At 77.1% G+C, this 18,229-nt stretch carries 16 protein-coding genes; 4 read left to right on the top strand and 12 right to left on the bottom strand.

Translation table 11 applies throughout. The features are described from left to right. Window positions 1-174 precede the first annotated feature (174 nt). From FS882_RS20540 to FS882_RS20550, 3 genes are all read right to left on the bottom strand, one after another. Window positions 175-660, bottom strand: coding sequence for an NUDIX domain-containing protein (locus FS882_RS20540; RefSeq protein ID WP_158376099.1), 486 nt, complete (start codon window positions 658-660; stop codon window positions 175-177). Then, window positions 657-1,526 carry a PhzF family phenazine biosynthesis protein gene (locus tag FS882_RS20545; RefSeq protein WP_158376101.1) on the bottom strand — a complete coding sequence of 290 codons (870 nt, stop codon included), beginning with the start codon at window positions 1,524-1,526 and terminating at the stop codon, window positions 657-659. The genes FS882_RS20540 and FS882_RS20545 overlap by 4 nt, the downstream gene beginning before the upstream one ends. Before the next feature lie 95 nt (window positions 1,527-1,621). Beyond that, window positions 1,622-2,443, bottom strand: a complete 822-nt coding sequence (locus FS882_RS20550) for an alpha/beta fold hydrolase (RefSeq protein ID WP_158376103.1) — start codon at window positions 2,441-2,443, stop codon at window positions 1,622-1,624. A 162-nt stretch (window positions 2,444-2,605) separates the two neighbouring features. Between FS882_RS20550 and FS882_RS20555 the strand changes: the two genes are divergently transcribed. Continuing rightward, the gene (locus tag FS882_RS20555; protein WP_187365413.1) at window positions 2,606-4,912 is read left to right on the top strand and encodes an ATP-binding protein; all 2,307 of its coding nucleotides are present in this window, start codon (window positions 2,606-2,608) and stop codon (window positions 4,910-4,912) included. A 71-nt stretch (window positions 4,913-4,983) separates the two neighbouring features. Further along, on the top strand, window positions 4,984-5,976 hold the full coding sequence (locus FS882_RS20560) for a Gfo/Idh/MocA family protein (protein WP_158376107.1): 993 nt from the start codon (window positions 4,984-4,986) through the stop codon (window positions 5,974-5,976). Window positions 5,977-6,010: 34 nt separating this feature from the next. On the opposite strand, the gene FS882_RS20565 is transcribed toward FS882_RS20560, so the two are convergent. Beyond that, window positions 6,011-6,628 carry a DUF664 domain-containing protein gene (locus FS882_RS20565; protein ID WP_158376109.1) on the bottom strand — a complete coding sequence of 206 codons (618 nt, stop codon included), beginning with the start codon at window positions 6,626-6,628 and terminating at the stop codon, window positions 6,011-6,013. 49 nt (window positions 6,629-6,677) lie between these two features. Next, entirely contained in the window at window positions 6,678-7,943 is a 1,266-nt protein-coding gene (locus FS882_RS20570) for an APC family permease (protein ID WP_158376111.1), read from the bottom strand. A 154-nt stretch (window positions 7,944-8,097) separates the two neighbouring features. Between FS882_RS20570 and FS882_RS20575 the strand changes: the two genes are divergently transcribed. Next, window positions 8,098-8,586, top strand: coding sequence for a nucleotidyltransferase domain-containing protein (locus FS882_RS20575; RefSeq protein WP_158376113.1), 489 nt, complete (start codon window positions 8,098-8,100; stop codon window positions 8,584-8,586). A 78-nt stretch (window positions 8,587-8,664) separates the two neighbouring features. Here FS882_RS20575 and FS882_RS20580 read toward each other — a convergent pair whose 3' ends face one another. The 4 genes from FS882_RS20580 to FS882_RS20595 all read right to left on the bottom strand — a co-directional run bounded on the left by FS882_RS20580 (window position 8,665) and on the right by FS882_RS20595 (window position 12,120). Continuing rightward, on the bottom strand, window positions 8,665-9,960 hold the full coding sequence (locus FS882_RS20580) for an MFS transporter (RefSeq protein WP_158376115.1): 1,296 nt from the start codon (window positions 9,958-9,960) through the stop codon (window positions 8,665-8,667). A gap of 241 nt (window positions 9,961-10,201) precedes the next feature. Further along, window positions 10,202-11,236: a phage tail protein gene (locus FS882_RS20585; protein ID WP_158376117.1), complete on the bottom strand. Its 1,035-nt coding sequence runs from the start codon at window positions 11,234-11,236 to the stop codon at window positions 10,202-10,204. Window positions 11,237-11,245: 9 nt separating this feature from the next. Beyond that, complete coding sequence (locus FS882_RS20590; protein WP_158376119.1) at window positions 11,246-11,749, bottom strand: phage tail protein; 504 nt, start codon at window positions 11,747-11,749, stop codon at window positions 11,246-11,248. A 14-nt stretch (window positions 11,750-11,763) separates the two neighbouring features. Beyond that, on the bottom strand, window positions 11,764-12,120 hold the full coding sequence (locus FS882_RS20595; protein ID WP_158376121.1) for a DUF6916 family protein: 357 nt from the start codon (window positions 12,118-12,120) through the stop codon (window positions 11,764-11,766). A 101-nt stretch (window positions 12,121-12,221) separates the two neighbouring features. Between FS882_RS20595 and FS882_RS20600 the strand changes: the two genes are divergently transcribed. After that, the gene (locus tag FS882_RS20600; protein ID WP_187365414.1) at window positions 12,222-15,950 is read left to right on the top strand and encodes a hypothetical protein; all 3,729 of its coding nucleotides are present in this window, start codon (window positions 12,222-12,224) and stop codon (window positions 15,948-15,950) included. A 26-nt stretch (window positions 15,951-15,976) separates the two neighbouring features. Here the strand turns inward: FS882_RS20600 and FS882_RS20605 are convergent, their stop codons facing one another. From FS882_RS20605 to FS882_RS20615, 3 genes are all read right to left on the bottom strand, one after another. Beyond that, window positions 15,977-17,356, bottom strand: a complete 1,380-nt coding sequence (locus FS882_RS20605; RefSeq protein ID WP_158376125.1) for a UTP--glucose-1-phosphate uridylyltransferase — start codon at window positions 17,354-17,356, stop codon at window positions 15,977-15,979. An 87-nt stretch (window positions 17,357-17,443) separates the two neighbouring features. After that, complete coding sequence (locus FS882_RS20610) at window positions 17,444-17,725, bottom strand: hypothetical protein (protein WP_158376127.1); 282 nt, start codon at window positions 17,723-17,725, stop codon at window positions 17,444-17,446. Further along, window positions 17,722-17,979, bottom strand: coding sequence for a hypothetical protein (locus FS882_RS20615; RefSeq protein WP_158376129.1), 258 nt, complete (start codon window positions 17,977-17,979; stop codon window positions 17,722-17,724). Before FS882_RS20615 ends, FS882_RS20610 begins: the two co-directional genes overlap by 4 nt. Window positions 17,980-18,229 lie beyond the last annotated feature (250 nt).

Genomic DNA, 18,229 nt, shown 5'->3' on the forward strand with positions numbered 1-18,229 from the left:
AGCCATGCAAGAACGCTACCGGCGACCACCGACACCACCCCCGGCCCGACCGCGCGCCCTGGGGACCACGCACGCCCTGCGCCCTGTGGAGGACTCGCCGCCCGCCCGCCGACCGAGCACCGCGCCGCCCGCACTCCGCGCCGACGCCCCCCCCGCGCCGACGCCCACCGCGCCTCAGCCCGTCGCGAGGTGCGCGACCAGCCGGTCGAGGAACTCCGCCTGCGCGGCGACGACCAGGTCGCGCGCCTCCGGCAGGGGCACCCACCGCAGCTCGTCGAGCTCCGGGAACGTCACCGTGCGGCCGCTGCGAGGTGGCCAGTCGACGGTCACCTCGCTCACCGGTCCGCGGGGCGAGTCGAGATCCAGGTCCGCGGCCCGCGCCCACACGCGCACGACCTTGCCCGCGCGCTGCCGGACCTCCCCGAGGTCGGTCTCCGCCCCGTCGGGCGCGGGGACGCCGACCTCCTCGGCGAACTCGCGCAGCGCGGTGGCGTGCGGGTCCTCACCGGGGAGCGGCTCGCCCTTGGGCACCGTCCACGCGTGCGGCTTGCGGGCCCAGAACGGACCGCCCATGTGCCCGAGCAGCACCTCGGGTGCGCCGGGACCGGCGGCGCCGGGCCGGTGCAGCAGAAGGCCCGCGCTCGTGCGCGCGGAGGTCATCCCGCCACCGGGTCGGCCGAGGAGGCCGGGTGGTCGCGCACGGTGCCCTCGATGCACGTCACGGTGTCGCCGCCGACCCAGACGGTGCCGTCCGCGTCGCGCTCGACGTGGACCCGGCCGGCCCGCCCGAGCGCGGTGCCCTGCGCCGCGACGTACCGCTCGGGTGCCCGCCCGGCGCCGATCAGCCACTGCCCGACGACGGCGTTGAGGCTCCCGGTGACGGGGTCCTCGGGCACGCCGATGGCGGGGGCGAAGCCCCGGAGCTCGAACGCGGTCTCCCCACCGGGTGCGTGCGGGCCGACGACCCCGAGGTGCACGGCACCGAGCGCCGCCCAGTCGGGGTGCAGCGCCAGCACGCGCTCCGCGGAGTCGAGCAGCAGCACGTTCCAGCGCGGGCCGTTGTCGAGGAACCGGTGGTCGACCACGGCCTCCGGCGGCAGGCCGAGCGCGGCGACGGCGCGGTGCAGCGTGTCGTCGTCGACCGGGGCGTCGACCAGCGGGGGCGGTGCGGCGAACCGCAGCCGCCCGCCGTCCCGGCGCAGCGGGACGAGCCCGACGGCGCACTCCTGGACGATCCGGTCGGCGCGCGCCGGTGCGCCGCCGCGGGACAGCCAGGCGTGGCAGGAGCCGAGGGTGGGGTGGCCGGCGAACGGCAGCTCACCGCCGGGCGTGAAGATGCGCAGCCGGTAGTCCGCGACGCCGGGGTCGGTCGGGCGCAGCAGGAACGTCGTCTCCGACAGGTTGGTCCACCGGGCGAACGCGGCCATCTGCGCGTCGGTCAGGCCGTCCGCGTCGTGCACGACGGCGACGGGGTTGCCGCGGAAGGCCTCGTCGGTGAACACGTCGACCTGGGAGAACGGACGCATGGGTCCACCGTAGTTCTGCGCGCGGGCGCGCCGAGTCCCGGACCCGCGGTCGCTCCGGGAGGAGCCGTCCGCGGATCCGGGCACGCGGCGCGGGGTCAGTCCGCGATGAACGCCAGGATGTCCTTGATCAGGGCCTCCTGGTAGGCGCCCGAGATGCCGTGCGGGGCGCCCGGGTAGACCTTGAGCGTGCCGAGCTTGACCAGGTCGATCGACTTGTAGGCCGCCGCCGCGATCGGGACGATCTGGTCGTCGTCGCCGTGCGCGATCAGGATCGGCACGTCGAGGGCCTTCAGGTCCTCGGTGAAGTCGGTCTCCGAGAACACCGCGACGCAGTCGTAGGCCGCCTGGAGCTCGGCCAGCATGCTCTGCCGCCAGAAGTCGTCGCGCAGGCCCTGGCTGATGGTCGAGCCCTCGCGGTTGGCGCCGAAGAAGGTCTCGGACAGGTCCTGGTAGAACTGCGAGCGGTCGCGGAGCACGCCCTCGCGGATGCCGTCGAACACCTCGATCGGGGTGCCCTCGGGGTTCGACCCGGACTGCACCATCACCGGCGGGACGGCGCCCACGGTGACCACCTTGGTGACCCGGCCCTTGCCGTGCTGCGCGGCGTACCGGACGACCTCGCCGCCACCCGTGGAGTGGCCGATCACGGTCAGGTCGGTCAGGTCGAGCTGCTCGACCAGCGACGCGAGGTCCCGGGCGTAGGTGTCCATGTCGTTGCCGCCGCTGGTGCGCGACGAGCGGCCGTGGCCGCGGCGGTCGTGCGCGATGGCGCGGTAGCCGTTGTCGGCGAGCACCTTGAGCTCGTAGGCCCAGGCCTCGGAGCTGAGCGGCCAGCCGTGGCTGAGCAGGACGGGCTTCCCCTGACCGTAGTCCTGGTAGAAGATCTCGGCGCCGTCGGGCGTGCTGACGTAGGGCATGGTTCCTCCTTGGCGGACGGGGCGCGGACCGACCGGCCCCGGGGCACTTGCCCGAGGCGTCCGGCCCCGTGGACCATGGGACCGCGCAGCGCCGCGCGGGACCAGGAAGAAGTCCGGCAGAACTCGGGGGAGCTCGGCCGGCGGTGCGAGAGCGGGCGAGGGATGGGCGAGGACGACCTGGGAGCGCTCCTGCGGCGGCACCGGCAGGACGCGGACCTCACGATCGAGGACCTCGCCGCGGCGTCCGGGGTGAGCGACCGCGGGATCGGCGACATCGAGCGCGGGGTCAGCCGCGGTCCGCAGCACCGCACGGTGCAGGCGCTGGCGGACGCCCTGGGACTGCCGGCGGCGGACCGCGCCGCGCTGCTGCGCGCCGCGCGCGCCGGGCGGCGGCGCACCCCCGCGGCGGCCGGCTCGCCGCAGCCGCTCCCGCTGCCGCGCCGGGTCGCCGACTTCACCGGGCGGGAGGTGGAGCGCGCGGCGCTCGCGGGCGCGCTGACCGCACCCGGCGGTGCGCCGGTCGCGGTGGTCACCGGGCCGCCGGGGTTCGGCAAGACGACGCTCGCGGCGCAGGTCGCGCGGGACGTCCGCGACCGCTTCGACGACCGGCTGTTCCTGGACCTGCGCGGGGTGGACGCGGCGCCGGTCGACCCGGACGCGGCGGTCCGCCGCGTCGCGGACGCGCTGGCCGAGGGCACGGTGCCGCCCGACCCGGACGAGGCGGTGGCGCACCTGCACCGGCTGCTCGCCGGTCGCCGGGTGCTGCTCGTGCTCGACAACGCGGCGTCCGAGGAGCAGGTCCGACCGCTGCTGCCGGTGGACGGTCCCGCGGCGGTCCTGGTCACCAGCCGGCGCACCCTCGCCGGGTTGAGCGGCGTGCACCGCACGGTCCTCGGCCGGCTGGACCCGGCGGACTCGGTCGCGCTGCTCGGGCGCATCGTCCCGGACCGCTCCGCGACGGAGCCGCTCGCCCGGCTGGCCTCGCTGTGCGACGACGTCCCGCTCGCCCTGCGCATCGCCGGGAACCGGCTCGCCGCCCACGCCGGCTGGTCGATCGCCGGCCTCGTCCGGCGGATGTCCGCGGAGGAGCGGCGGCTCGACTCGCTCACCGCCGGCGACCTGCAGGTGCGCGCGGCCTTCGCGTCCTCGTACGAGCAGCTCGGCCCGGGCGCGCAGCGGTTGTTCCGGCGGCTGGCCCTGGTGGACGCGCCGCAGGCGGGGGCGGGTCTCGCGGCGGCGCTCGTGGGCGAGTCGCTCTGGCGCACCGAGGACCTGCTGGACGAGCTGTGCGACCTCAGCCTCGTCCAGCACCTGCCCGGCGACCGGTACGGACTGCACGACCTGCTCCGGCTGTTCGCCCGGTGGGAGCTCGACCACCAGGAGGACCCGGCCGCGCACCGGGTGGCGCGCGCCGCGGCGGACGACTGGCTGCTGACCACGACCGTGCGCGCGGGCCGGCGGTTCGAGCCCGACCACGCCGACCACCCGGACGACGGGCTGGCCGAGCCGGCGGGCGGGGACGTCGACGTGCACGACGCGGCGGCGGCGGGCGGGTGGCTGCGGGCCGAGTCGGGCAACTGGCTCGCCGCGCTGCGCCGCGCGTCCGACGCGGGGGAGCACGAGCGCGTCGTCGCGGTCGCGGACGCGGTGCACTGGTTCTCCGACCTGTGGTCGACCTGGGACCGCTGGCCGGAGGTGTACGACCGGTCCGCGGAGGCGGCGACCGCGCTGGGGGACGACCGGCTGGTCGCGGTGCACGAGGGCTACCGCGCCTGGGCCCAGTCGGTCTGCCGCGGGGACGACCGGGCGGGCATCGCGGCGGCGACCCGGGCGCTCGAGGCGGCGCGGCGGTGCGGGGACGCGGCGCAGATCGGCTGGGCGCTGAGCTACCGGTCGTCCATGACGGCGCACCTCGGCGAGCTCCCGTCGGCCGAGGTCGACGCGCGGGAGGCCGTCGCCTGCATGCTCGACGCAGGCGACCGCGAGGGCGCGCCGCAGGCGATGCTCGCGCTCGGCCGCGTGCAGGCGCGGCTCGGCCGGCTCGACGACGCGCTGGCGACGACCCGGGCGACGCTGGCGCGGCTCGCGGACCCGGAGACCAGGCCGCGCCTGCAGGTCGCGGCGTTCACCGAGGCGAACGCGCGGGCGCAGCTCGCCCGCATCCTGGTGGCGGCGCGGCGCTGGCCCGAGGCCCGGGACGCGGCCGACCGGGCGCTCACCGTGGCCGAGGCGGTCGGCAGCCCGCGGATCGTCGCGTCGGGCTACCAGCACCGCGGCCTCGCCCGCGCCGGCCTGGGCGACCACGAGGGCGCGCTGGGGGACCTGGAGATCGCGGTGGCGCTGCGCCGTGAGACGCGCGACGAGGAGCTGGTCGCGGAGGCGGAGGCGGCGCTGGCCCGGGTACGGGCGGAGGGCGCGCCGGCACGGGCGGCAGCCGGCGGCGGGGCGGGGGACGCGGAGGCGCGCTGAGCCGGCGCCCGCACCGGCCGTCGGGTGCCGCGGGTCGGCGCCGCCCCGCCGCGCCCGCTACGGTGCTGACCATGTCGACGGTGCGTCTCGGGGTCCTCGGTGCTGCTCGCATCCTGCACGACGCGGTGGCCGTGCCCGCCGCGTCCGTCCCGGAGGTCGAGGTGACGGCGATCGCCGCCCGCGACCGCTCCCGGGCGGAGCGGACCGCGCGGGAGGAGGGCATCGGCCGCGTGCTCGACGACTACGACGCGCTGCTGGCCGACCCGGAGATCGACGCGGTCTACGTGCCGACCCCGGCCGCGCTGCACGGGGTGTGGATGCTCCGCGCGATCGCCGCGGGCAAGCACGTGCTGTGCGAGAAGCCGTTCACGGCGAACGCCGCCGAGGCCGAGGACGTGGCGGCCGCGGCCGCGGGCACCGGGCTGGTCGTCATGGAGGCGTTCCACTCGCAGCACCACCCGTCGTGGGCACGGCTGCGCGAGCTGGTGGCTGAGGGGGCGATCGGCGAGGTGACCTCCGCGGAGGCCGACTTCTGCGTCGAGATCGCCGACCGGGGCGACATCCGCTGGCAGGAGTCCATGGGCGGCGGCGCGCTGATGGACCTCGGGGTGTACCCGCTGCGGTTCCTCACCCACGTGCTGGGCGCGCCCACCGTGCGGTCGGCGGAGGCGGTCGAGGTGGACGGGGTCGACGCGTCGATCGTGGTGCACCTGGACCTGCCCGGCGGGGTGGACGGCACCGTGCGGGCCAGCATGGTGGCGACGGAGGAGCAGAGCGTCCGGGCGCGGATCGTCGGCACCACGGGCACCATCACCGTGCACAGCCCGTACGGGCCGCAGAACGGCGGGCGGATCGTCGTCGAGCACGCCGACGGCCGGGTCGTCGAGGAGCCGGTCGACCCGACGGCGTCGTACGTGTGGATGCTGCGGTCGTTCGCGGACGCGGTGCTGCGCGGCGGCGACCCGGTGTCCGGGACGGCGCAGGCGGTGGCGGCGATGCGGCTGGTGGACGACGCCTACCGGGCCGCGGGCATGGCGCCGCGGGAGCCCGCGCCGCTGCGGTGACCGCGGTGCCCCGCCGGGCCGGGCCCGGCCGGGCTCAGCCCCGGCGCTCGGGCAGCGGGTAGAGCGGGGGCACCTCGGGCGGGTCCTCCCCGACCACCCCGTCGATCGCCTCGCGGTAGAGGTCGGCGTGCCCGACGTGCCGGGCGTACTCCTCGATCAGGTCGACCAGCACCCGGCGCACGCTCGGCGTGGCGTCCGGGTCGTCGGACCACGCGATCGGGCGGTCGAGCCCGCCGTCGGCGACGGCGTCGGCCAGCGACGCCCGGGCGCGCACCACGGAGTCCCGCCACAGCCCGTAGAGGTACGCGGGGTCGTCGTGCGCGGCGGAGGACCACGGCCAGTCGGGGGTGGCGTCCCAGTCGACGTCCTCCCACGGGTCGCCCGGCCGCCGCCCGTTCACCCGGGTGCACAGGTGGAACACCTCGACGAACGCCAGGTGCTTGACCAGGCCGCCCAGCGTGATCGCCGACGGCCCCAGCGTGGCGGACAGCGCGTCCCGGTCGAGGCCGCCGACCTTCCACGCGAAGGTGGCGCGCTGCCGCTCCAGCGAGCCGACGAGCGACGCGACCTCGTCCCCGGCGACGGGCGGCCCCCACCAGCCCTGCGGGTCGGACCCGCCGTCGTGCCCGTCCCGCGCGGTGTCCTCGGACATGGTGCCTCCCTCGTCGGAGCCCCCGGCCGGTGCGCCGGTCCGCCGCACGCTACGCCGGGCCACCCACACGCCGGCGGCGGGCCAGCACGACCGCGCGCCAGGCGACGCCGGCCGCGACGACCGCCGCCCCACCCAGCACCGACGCGGGCGGCAGGGTGGCGGCGAGTGCCACGCAGCCGACGGCGCCCAGCACCTGCAGCGCGCGCGGGAACCGGCGGTGCGCCCGGTCCTGGGTGAGGGCGGCGAGGTTCGCGACCAGGTAGTAGAGCAGCACGCCGAAGGAGGAGAACCCGATCGCGCCGCGCAGGTCGACGGTCAGCACCAGCGCGACGACCACGACGCCGAGCGTGGCCTCCGCCCGGTGCGGCACCCGGTACCGCTCGTGCACCGCCGCGAGCGGTCGCGGCAGGTCGCCCTCGCGGGCCATCGCCAGGGTGGTGCGGCTGACCCCGGCGACCAGCGCGAGCAACGCGCCCAGCGAGGCCGCGACCGCGCCGACCCGGACGACCGCGCCGACCCAGGGCCGGCCGGTCGCCGCGGCGGCGTCCGCGAGCGGGGCGACGCTGGCCGCCACCGCGTCCGGGCCCAGCACCGTCAGCAGGGTCACCGCCACAGCGGCGTAGACGAGCACCGCCAGCCCGAGCGCGAGCTGGATCGCGCGGGGGATCGTCCGGGCCGGGTCGCGCACCTCCTCGCCCATCGTGGCGATCCGCGCGTACCCGGCGAACGCGAAGAACAGCAGACCGGCGGAGCCCAGCACGCCGGACCACGTCGCGTCGGCGCCGACGGCGACCCGTGCCCACGACGGCTCACCACCGGTCAGGCCGACGAGGACGACGGTCGCCAGGGCGGCGAGCGCGACCGCCACGACGAGGCGGGTCAGGCGCCCCGTCCGGGTGACGCCCCGCAGGTTCACCGCGGTCAGCGCGAGCACCGCACCGGCGGCGACCGGCCGCTGCCACGCGGGCGGCACGGCGTAGGCGGCGACGGTCAGGGCCATCGCCGCGCAGCTCGCGGTCTTGCCGATCACGAAGCACCACCCGGCGAGGAACCCCCACCACGGGCCCAGCCGCTCGCGTCCGTAGACGTACGTGCCGCCGGACGCGGGGTACTGCGCGGCGAGCTGCGCGGAGGACGTGGCGTTGGCGTAGGCCACCACCGCGGCCAGGGCCAGGCCGAGCAGCAGCGCGGAGCCGGCGGCCTGCGCGGCCGGCGCGAACGCCGCGAACACCCCGGCGCCCACCATCGAGCCGAGCCCGATGACCACGGCGTCGCCGAGGCCGATCCGCCGGGCGAGGCCGGCACCGCCGCTCATGCCGTCGTCCTCCTGGGTCGTCGTCCGCGCGGCGCGTGCGCGGCCGTCGCCGGCCAGTGTGGCCGACCGAGGTGTCCGGCCGGTGTACGGCGTGGCCCGGGGGTCGCGTCACTGGCACAGTGGGGGCGCACGGCGACCCGGGGAGGTGGCGCGCGTGGACCCCGCCGAGGTGCTGCGCGTCCTGGACGCGCTCGCGGCTGCCGGCTGCCGCGCCTGGGTCGCGGGCGGCTGGGGCGTCGACGCCCTGGTGGGCCGGCAGACCCGGGCGCACCGGGACCTGGACCTGGCGGTCGACGCGACCGGCGAGGCCGCGGCGCTCGGCGCGCTCACGCCGCTGGGCTACGCCGTCGAGACGGACTGGCGGCCGGTCCGGGTCGAGCTCGCAGCGGCCGGTGGGCGGTGGGTGGACCTGCACCCCGTGGCCTTCGACGCCCGGGGCCGCGGGACGCAGGCCGGCCTGGACGGCGTCACCTTCGACTACCCGGCGGAGTGCTTCGTGACCGGGACGATCGACGGCAGGGTCGTGGGCTGCCTGTCGGTGGCGCAGCAGGTCGCGTTCCACACCGGCTATCCGCCGCGGGCGGTGGACCTGGCCGACCTCGCGTTGCTCGGCCGGCCGGGCGCGGGCGGCGCGGTGGGCTGACGACGAGGCCCCGGGTCGGACGCGGTGTCCGGCCCGGGGCCTCGAGCGGGTGCGGCGGGGCGCCGCAACGGTGTCGGGTCAGCGCACCGACCTGATCCGCGTGATGAAGAAGGCGCCGAGGAGCGCGGCCACGATCGACACCGGGAACACCAGCCCGTAGCCGCCGGTGGCCACGACCAGGGCCGAGGTGATGAGCGGCCCGACGGTCTGGCCGGCGGTGGTCGACAGGTTGAGGATGCCGAGGTCCTTGCCCGCCTCCTCCTCGTTCGGCAGCACGTCGACGTTCAGCGCCTGGTCGACCGAGGTGTAGACGCCGTAGCCGAAGCCCGCGATGCCGGCGAACAGGAACATGCCGGCAGGGGTCGGCCAGATCCACGGCATCGCGATGCCGACGGCGAACAGCACGCTCGACACGACCACGGGGAGCTTGCGGCGGCCGATGAGGTCGGAGACCGGGCCGGAGACGACCGAGCCGACGAGCGACACGACCAGGAGGATCACCGACATCGTGGCGATGGTCCTCGCGGACTCCTCGACGGACTGCCCGACGTGGTCCTGCACGATGTACAGCTGGTACGCCATGACCATCTGGTACGAGACCAGCATGAACAGGCGGCCGGCGAACGCGAGGTAGAAGTCGGGGGCCTTGCGCGGCGGGCGGAACGACTTGAGCAGCTCGCCGAAACCGGCGGCAGCCGGCGGCAGGTCCGCGGCGGACTTCTCCCGCGGCCAGACCACGAGCGCGATGACGGCCGACAGGGCCATGAGCGCCCCGCCGAGCACGAAGCCGGGGAACGAGTTCACGATGAACAGCGCGCCGACGAGCGAGCCGATCGGTGCACCGCCCGCGAGGCCGCCGCCGTAGAACGCGGACATGGTGCCGCGGAGCTTGCCCGGGACGCGGTCGGCCAGGACCGCCACCGCCGGCGCCAGCATCATGTTGAGGCCGACCATGCACAGGCAGTAGACGAGCGTGATCGCCGCGGAGCTGGTCAGGACGCCGATCGCGAACAGGGAGACGCCGCCGAGGATGCCGCCGCCGAGGATCCACGGCGCCCGGCGGCCGAACCGTCCGCGCGTGCGGTCCGAGAGGTTGCCGAACACGAGGTTCGACACCAGCGACACGACCGCGGTGATGGCGCTGATCGAGCCGAGCAGCGTCTCCGGCGAGGCCACGCCGATGTCGCGGAGGCGCTGCGGGAGCAGCACGGCGGCGACGATCTGCAGACCGACGATCCACAGCAGGCCGAAGACGAAGAACCCGATGCCGAACTGCAGCGTGCGGGCCCGCGTGAACGGGAGACCGGTGTCGGGGGCGATGTCGTCGCGCGTCGAGGGCGTGCCCTCAGCGGCGACCGTTGCCTGCGCGTCCATGTGAACCTTCTTCGGCCATGGGAGTCGGACGGCTCCACGTTGAGACGTCGTGGCGACCGTGACGTCGGCGCCACCACTACCTACCGCGCGGTAGGTACGGGAGAAATTACGACCGGGTGGTCGGGATGTCAACTGCGCGCCCCGGGCCTGGGCCGACGGCGCGCGGCGAGGCCGGGCGCGGGCCGTGCGCACGGCCGCGCCCGGGGTCCGCCGGGAACGCAAGGTGCCGGGGCGTCCGCGCTCAGGGGAGCTGCGGCCAGTCTCCGCTGAGGGCGATGATCGCCGTGACGCCGACGTACGGCGAGCGGTTGGCGTGCGGCTGCGAGCCGCCGGCGACGACGACGCCGCCCATCGCCACGCCGGGCCCGGACGTCGTGTAGAGGTCGCGCCGCGCGCGACCCTGCTGGGCGACCGCCCAGGACGCCCCGGAGGGGTTCCCGGTGCTGCCGCGCGCGCCGGTGCCGCGGACGCCGTGGGTGTGCGGCGGCAGCTCGGCGGTGGTGAGCGTGACCTCGGCGGCCCCGCCCTGCTGGCCCACCCCGATGTCCCGGCGGCCGGGCGCGGAGGTGCCGACGTGCACCGGTGTGCGGTCGCGGAGGTCGGGCAGGCCGAACGTCGACCGCCCGTCGCCCCCGTAGTTCGTCCCGAGGAGCGCGAACAGCGGGGTGTTCTGCGCGATCGGCAGCAGCTGACCGACGCACGCCGCCCAGCCGGCCGGGACGAAGCTCCCGGCGAACAGCCGCACCTCGCCCGTGTAGGCCGGGACGGTCGTCGCGGATCCGTCGTCCCGGCTCGGGAACACGCCCTGGACCGCGATCGCCCAGGAGAGCGCCAGGTACGGCGGTGTGTTCTCGTGCGGCTGGGACCCGCCGGCGGGGTCGACGGTGCCGGGGGCGAGCACGACCTGCCGCGCGGTGCCGTACTGCGGCTCGGCGGTCGTGGCCCAGCGGGCGCCACCGGGCTCGGCGCGGTCCGCGGGCGCCGTGGAGCCCTGCGCCTGGTGCGAGTGCGCCGGCATCTGCGCGGTCGTCAGCGAGACGGTGCGCGAGCCTCCGACCGCGCCGACCTGCACGTCGGGGCCGGGGGCGACGACCGAGCGGTCCCGCAGGTCGGGAAGCTGGAACGTCGTCCGGCCGTCGCCGCCGAACTGGACGCCCAGGATCGAGTACAGCGCGGCGTTCTGCGCGATCGTCAGCGTCTGCCCCTCGCAGGGCAGCCAGCCCCGGGGCACGTAGTCGGTCGCGAACAGGCGCAGCTCGCCGAGGTACGGGTCCATGTCCAGCTCTCAGTCGCGAGGCGGGTAGACGCCGGTCAGCGCGATGATGTGCATCATCCCGAGGTACGGCGGGAGGTTCTCGTGCGGGAGGCCCCCGCCGGCGGAGCCGAGCGCGTCGCCGGCCAGGAGCTGGCCGTCGGTGCCGGGGTCGCCGGGCGCGTACGCCGGCGCGAGGCTCGCGGCCCAGACGGCGCCGGACGGCGACGTGCTCGTGGCCGTCGCGACCGCGCCCTGCACGGCGTGCGTGTGCTGGGGCAGGTGGCTGCTCGTCAGCCCGACGGCGTCCGCGCCGCCGGTCTCGCCGAGGTTCGCGCCGCGGCGCCCGACGGCCCACCGCCCGCGGAGGTCCGGCAGCCCGAAGGTCGTGACGCCGTCGCCGCCGTAGCGGGTGCCGATCAGGGAGAACAGCGCCTCGTTCTCGGTGATCCGCAGCGGCTGTCCGTCGCAGGCGGCCCACCCCGCGGGCGCGTAGGTGCCGGCGAAGAGCCGGATCTCCCCGAGGTAGGGCTCCACGTCCGTCCCCCGCCTCAGGCCGTCCGGGCCACGACGGCCTCGAGCGTGCTGCGCTCGGCGCCGACCGGCTCCGCGTGCAGCACCAGGTCGCCGTCCGCGTGGGCGAACGTGCGCGTCGCGCCGGGCAGGTCGCCGGCGCCCGTGAACCGCAGCGCGAACGACGCCTCCGTGGCGCGCCCGCCGTCCCGCCCGGTCACGGAGGCCAGCGTCACGGTGCGCCCGTCGACCTCGAACGCGTCGCCGACGAGCGGCCGCAGCGCGGCGAGGGTCAGCGGCAGCGTCGGTCGCCGCGCCACGAGCACCGCCCCGCCGGCGGCGGCGACGCCGGCGACCGCGGTGCCGGCCACTAGCACGGTGCGACGCGTGAGCACGGGACTCCTGGACCTTGCGGGGACGATCGGGCGGGGGTGAGCCTACGAGGTTCACCCGGACGACGGGTCCGCCGCCCGGGTGAAACACCTAGGCTTCCGGCGTGCACCCCCCTCGTCCCGCGCTCCGGCGTGCCCTCGCCGCGCTCGCGCTGGCCGCCGTGACCGCGTCCGCCGGCACCGTGGCACCCGCCGGGGCGACCCTCGGCGCGCCCGCGGCGGTGGCCGCCGAGGCCGTCGAGATCACGGTCACCACGGCCGCCGACGCGGCGCTGACGGCGGGCTGCGACGACGGTGCGGCCGGGACCACGCTGCGCGAGGCCCTCTGCCGCGCCGCGGGCGAGGACGACGCGGTGGTGACCGTGCCCGGCGGCACCTCGATCACGCTGGTCGCGGGCCCCCTGACCTACGCGCCGGCGGCGCCCGCGACGCTCCTGCTCACCTCCGGCGGCACGTGGTCGGTCGACGGCGCGGGGCGCCGCGTCCTCGACCTGGACCCGGGCCTCGTCGGCGGGGTGGACGTCACCGTCGAGCGCGTCGAGATCCGGCGGGGCGTGCCGGACGCGACCGACGCCGCGGAGGTCGGCGGGGGCGGCGCGGTCCTCGCCGGCACGGGCGACCCCGGCCGACCGGACGCCCTCACCCTGCGGGACTGCCTCGTGTCCGGCAGCGCGAGCAGCACCGGGGCCGAGGACGCCGCGGCGCCCGGCGGGGCGGTCCAGATGTCCGGCGGCTCGCTGCGGGTCGAGGGCTGCACCTTCCGGGGCAACACCGCGTACGGGGCACCGGGCGGGGCGGTGGCGATGCTCGGCGTCGCGACCGGGGACTCGGTCGTCGTCACCGGCTCGACCTTCGACGGCAACGCCGTCACCGGCGGCGCCGGGTCCGGCGTGCTCGGGGGCGGGGCCCTCTACGTGGCCGGTGCCGGTCTCACCGTCGAGCGCTCGACGTTCACCGCCAACACCGTGACCTCCGGCGCCGCGGCGGCCGCGCGCGGCGCGGCCGTGCTCGCCACCGGCACCGCCGCGGTCACCGGGACCCGGGTCGAGCGCAACACGGTCAGCGGCTCGGGCGGCGCGGGCGACGGCGGCGCGCTGTGGCTGGCCTCCGGGTCGGTCGCCGCGTCCGTGCTGGTGGGCAACACGGACGGCGTCACCGGGACGACGCGCGCCGCGTCGGTGGTCGGGCCGGTCGCCGCCGTCTCGAGCTGGTGGGGATGCGCGCCCGGCGCGACCGATGCGGCCTGCGGGGCCGTCGGCGCCACCACGACGACGCCCCGCGCCGTGCTCGCCGTCGACGCGGCCCCCGGGCGACCCGTCACCGGCGACGCCACGACGACGACCGCCCGTGTGGCGCTCGCGGACGGCTCCGCCGCCCCGCCGGCGCTGCTGGCCGCGCTGACCGGGCGCGCCGTCACCTGGGCGTTCGAGCCCGCGGCCGACGCCGCCTCCGCCACCGCCGACCCGGTCCTCGGGGCGGACGGCACCGCGTCGTCCCGGTTCGCCCGCGGACCCGGTGCGACCCTGACCGTCCGGGCGACCGTGGACGCCGCGACCGCCGAGGCGGTGCTGGAGCAGCCGGTCCCGCCGACCGTCACGGCGCCTGCCGACACCACCGCGCTCGAGGGCACCCAGGCGGTCTTCACCACCACCGCGACCGGGTCACCCGCCCCCGCGCTGCGCTGGCAGAGCGCGCCGGCCGGGTCCGCGGCCTGGTCGGACGTCCCGGGTGCGACCACGGACCGGCTCACGGTGGCCGTCGCGCGCGCCGCCGACGGCACCCGGTACCGGGTCGTCGCGGACAACGCCGCCGGGACCGCGACGAGCGCCCCGGCGACGCTCACGGTCACCTGGGGGCCGGAGATCGCGGCGCAGCCGGCCGATGCCGGCGGGCTGCCCGGCGCCACCGTCCGGTTCGCCGTCGGCGTCGCGGGCTCGCCGGCGCCCGGCGTGCGCTGGCAGACCGCCCCGGCCGCCACCGGCCCGTGGGCCGACGTCGCGGGGGCGACCGGCACGACGTACGAGCGGGTCGTCGGCAGCGAGGACGGGGGTCTGCGGGTCCGCGCCGTGCTGACCGGGGCCGCGGGCGAGGTCGCGAGCGACCCGGCGACGCTCACCCGGCACGACGCCCCGGCTTTCACGACCGGCCCGGCGGACCGGTCCGTCGCGGAGGGGCAGGTCGCCACGTTCGCCGTCGTCGCCACGGGGACGCCCGCGCCCGCCCTCCGGTGGCAGGTGCTCGCGCCGGGTGCCACGGGCTGGACGGACGTGCCCGGGGCCACCGCGCCCGCGCTGGACGTGACCGCCGACCGCGCGGCGCAGGGTGCCCGCTACCGGGCGGTCGCGTCGAGCGTCGCCGGGACGGCCACGTCGGCGCCGGCCACCCTCACCGTCCTGTGGGGCCCCGAGGTCACCGCCCCGGCGGACGTCACGGTGCTCACGGGCGGGACCGCGCGGTTCGAGGTGTCGGCAGCCGGCGAGCCCACCCCGGTGGTCACCTGGCAGACGAGCACGGACGGGGACGCCTGGTCCGACGTGCCCGGCGCGGCCGGGCCGGTCTACGAGCGGACGGCGGACGCCGCGGACGACGGCCTCCTGGTCCGCGCCGTGGCGACCGGCACCGCCGGTCAGGTCGCGTCCGCACCCGCGACGCTGACGGTGCAGACGCCGCCCACCTTCACCTCCGAGCCCGCCGACGTCACCGCCGACCCCGGCACGGCCGCGACGTTCACCGCGGCCGCGACCGGGTCGCCCGCGCCGACGCTGCGCTGGCAGGTCCGCGCGCCCGGGGGCGACTGGGCCGACCTCCCCGGTGCGTCGGGCGGCACGCTGGTCGTGCCCGCGACCGCCGCCGCGGGGGGCTCTGCCTACCGGGCGCTCGCGAGCAACGCCGCGGCCGCCGACGTGCCCAGCGCGGCCGCGACCCTGCGGGTGCTCACCCCGCCCGCGGTGTCCGACCCGGCGGACGTCACGGTGCCCGCGGGGGGCACGGCGCGGTTCGAGGTCACCGCGTCCGGCGACCCCGCGCCCGCGCTCGCCTGGGAGACGTCACCCGACGGCGCGACCTGGACCGCGGTCCCGGGTGCCACCGGGCCGGTGCTCGAGCTGGCGGCACCCGCCGACGGCACCCGGGTCCGGGCCCTCGCGACCGCGGCGCTCGTCGCGGGCCCCGCCACGGCCACCAGCTCCGCCGCGACCGTCACGGTCGTGGCCGCCCCGCTGGTCGTCGACCCGCCCGACGGGATCGGGTCGGACGGCGCCCTGCGCGTCCCGGCGGGGCAGCCCGTGGAGCTCTCGTGGGTCGTCGACGCGGACGCGGGCACGGCGGAGTGGGAGGCGTCCCGCGACGGCGGTCGCACCTGGGGTGCCGTGCCCGACGGGGCGCGCGCGACCCAGGTCGTCGTCGGCGCGCCGGTGTGGGCCGGTGCCGGGCTGCGGCTCGCGGCCGCCCCGACCTCCGGGACCGTGCGGCACACGCTGACCTACACGCCCGTGGCGGCGGACGACGGCCTGATGCTGCGGCTCGTCGTCACGAACGTCGCCGGGACGGTGGCGACCGATGCGGTGACGCTGCGCGTCGCGGCGCCGGACGGCGGCACGACCCCGGGCACGCCCGGCACCCCGGGCACCGGCGGGACCGGCGCGGCCCCGGGCACCACGGGCGTCGACGGCGCCCCCGGCTCGGGCGCCCCCGGCTCCGGCGCCGCCGGCACCGGGGCCCGCGCGGCCCTCGGCGTGACGGGCACGGAGGGCCTGGCGCTCGCGGGCGTCGCTGCGCTCCTGCTCGCGGCCGGCGGGGCGCTCCTCCTGGCCGTCCGGCGCCGGCGGGGCTGACCCGCCGGCACCGGACGGTGCGGGGGTCAGCCGCCGATCGTCGTCCCGGCGGGGACGGTGCCCGGCGCGCCGTCGGCCTCGACCACCGCGTCCCCCGTCGCGACGACGCCCGGCTCGAAGGTCCAGTCGCCGTGCACGGTGAACGAGGAGGCGCCGCGCAGCGACGGGGCGGCGGGGAACCGCTGCTCGAACGTCCCGACGGTCTTGTAGACCTTCGTGTCCAGGTCGACCAGCGGCGCCTTCTCGACCGCGAGGCGCAGCGTCGCGTCCTCGCCGAGGTCGTACGCGTCGGACCGGATCAGCAGCAGGTCGTTCGTCGTCTTGACCGGCAGGAACCGCTCCCGGCCCACGGCGATCGCCGTCGCGCCCTCGAACACCTCGATCGCGGCGCCCATCGCCGTCTCGATCTGGAACACCTCGGGCGACGAGGAGTCGGTCGGGTCGACGGTCTTGACGTTGCGGATCAGCGGCAGGCCGAGCACCGCGCCCCGGGCCTCCAGCGCCGCGGCGATCTGCTCCAGGTCGAACCACAGGTTGTTCGTGTGGAAGTAGGGGTGCCGGTGCTCGTCGGTGAAGTAGTCCATCTCGTCCGCGGGCGTCTGCGCGGTGTCGCGCAGGATCAGCCGGCCGTCGGACTTCCGGACCGCCAGGTGGCCGCCCTTTCGGTCGGCGGCGGTGCGGCGGCACAGCTCGGCGGCGTACGGGGCGCCGGAGGCGGCGAACCAGCCGGCGATCGTCGGGTTCGGCGCGGCCCCCAGGTTGTCGGAGTTCGACACCGACGCGTACCGGAAGCCCGCGTCGAGCAGCTGCCGCAGCACGCCGGACGCCAGCAGCGCGGTGTACAGGTCACCGTGGCCGGGCGGGCACCACTCCAGCGTCGGGTCGGCCTCCCAGGTCACCGGGGTGAGGTCGTCCGTCCGGAGCTTCGGCTCCTGGTTCTGCAGGAAGTCGAGCGGCAGGCCGTCGACCGCCAGCCCCTCGTGCTTCGCCAGCGCGGCGAGCGAGTCGTCCTGGGTGCGGAACGAGTTCATGAGGATGAGCGGGAGGCGGGCGCCGGTCTCGGACCGGGCGTGCTGCACCTGCTCGACGATGAGGTCGAGGAACGACTTGCCGTCGCGCACCGGGAGCAGCGACTTGGCCTTGTCCATGCCCATCGAGGTGCCGAGGCCCCCGTTGAGCTTGATGATCGCGGTCTTCGCGAACGCCTCGCGCGCGGCCTCGGGGTCGATGTCGACGTCCGCGAGCTGCGGGGGGTCGAGCAGGGGGTCGATGGTGCCCTCGGGGATGAGGCCCGTGGCCCCCGCCTCGAGCTCCCGGTAGTAGTGGGTGAAGACGTCGATCGCGGTCGGGGCCACCCCGGCCGCCGCCATCTTGTCCTGGGCCTGCCGCAGTCCGGTGTCGCTCATGGGGTCGATCCTAGGAACACCGGGTGAGGCGGGGCCACACGCGCGGGCTGCGGCACCCGGCGGGCAGGTGAACGGCCGGTGACGCCGTCAGCGCGCCGCGTGCCGCCCGTACCGCTGCCTCGCGGCCTCGCCGGACGTGCCGACCAGCTCGCCCACCACCTTCCACGGGACGCCCGCGCGCCGGGCCTCCACCACCGCCGCCGCCAGGTCCCGCTCGGCGGCGGCACGCCGGGACGCCGCCAGCCAGAGGGCCGTCGTCGGGTCGACGGAGTCCCGGTCCGCCTCGGCCGGCTCGTAGGCCTCGAACCGGTCGGCGAGCGCGTCCGCGCTCGCGATGATCTCGTCGAGCGATCGGGGCACGGTGGTCATCTCCTCAGGAACGTCGGGCGTGCGGGGCGCATGGCGTGGACCACGCACCAGCCGCCGTACATCGCGACGACGCCGACCTCGATCAGCGCGCCGGTACGGTCGGCACCGATCACCATGGTCATGCCCTCGCCGACGTCGAGGGCGGCGACCGAGTGGTCGATGGCGTGACGGACGTCCTCCTCGGGTACCCGGTGGCGGTGTGCGCTGCCGAGGATCAGCGGCTCATCGCCGTGCAGCCAAGTTATCTTGTTCATCGCGGTCCCGCCACCCCCTCGTCGGGGCGTCGGTGGGAGTTCCCGCGAGCGGGGTGGCTGGTCGTGCGCGAGACGCTAGGCGCCGCGCGGCTCCGGCCGCCGGCGTCATCCACAGAGGCCGCCCGGAGTGCGCCGGAGATGTCCCGGACGCCCCGGACCGCCCCCCCGGGGCAGGACGCTCCTATGGTTCGTCAAGCCGGTAGGCAGCTGTGTTCGAGCTGTCGGAACAGGTCGCGGGCGATGTAGCGCT

The sequence above is a fragment of the Cellulosimicrobium cellulans genome (assembly GCF_007679345.1).
In the GTDB taxonomy this organism is placed as follows: Bacteria; Actinomycetota; Actinomycetes; order Actinomycetales; family Cellulomonadaceae; genus Cellulomonas; species Cellulomonas cellulans_A.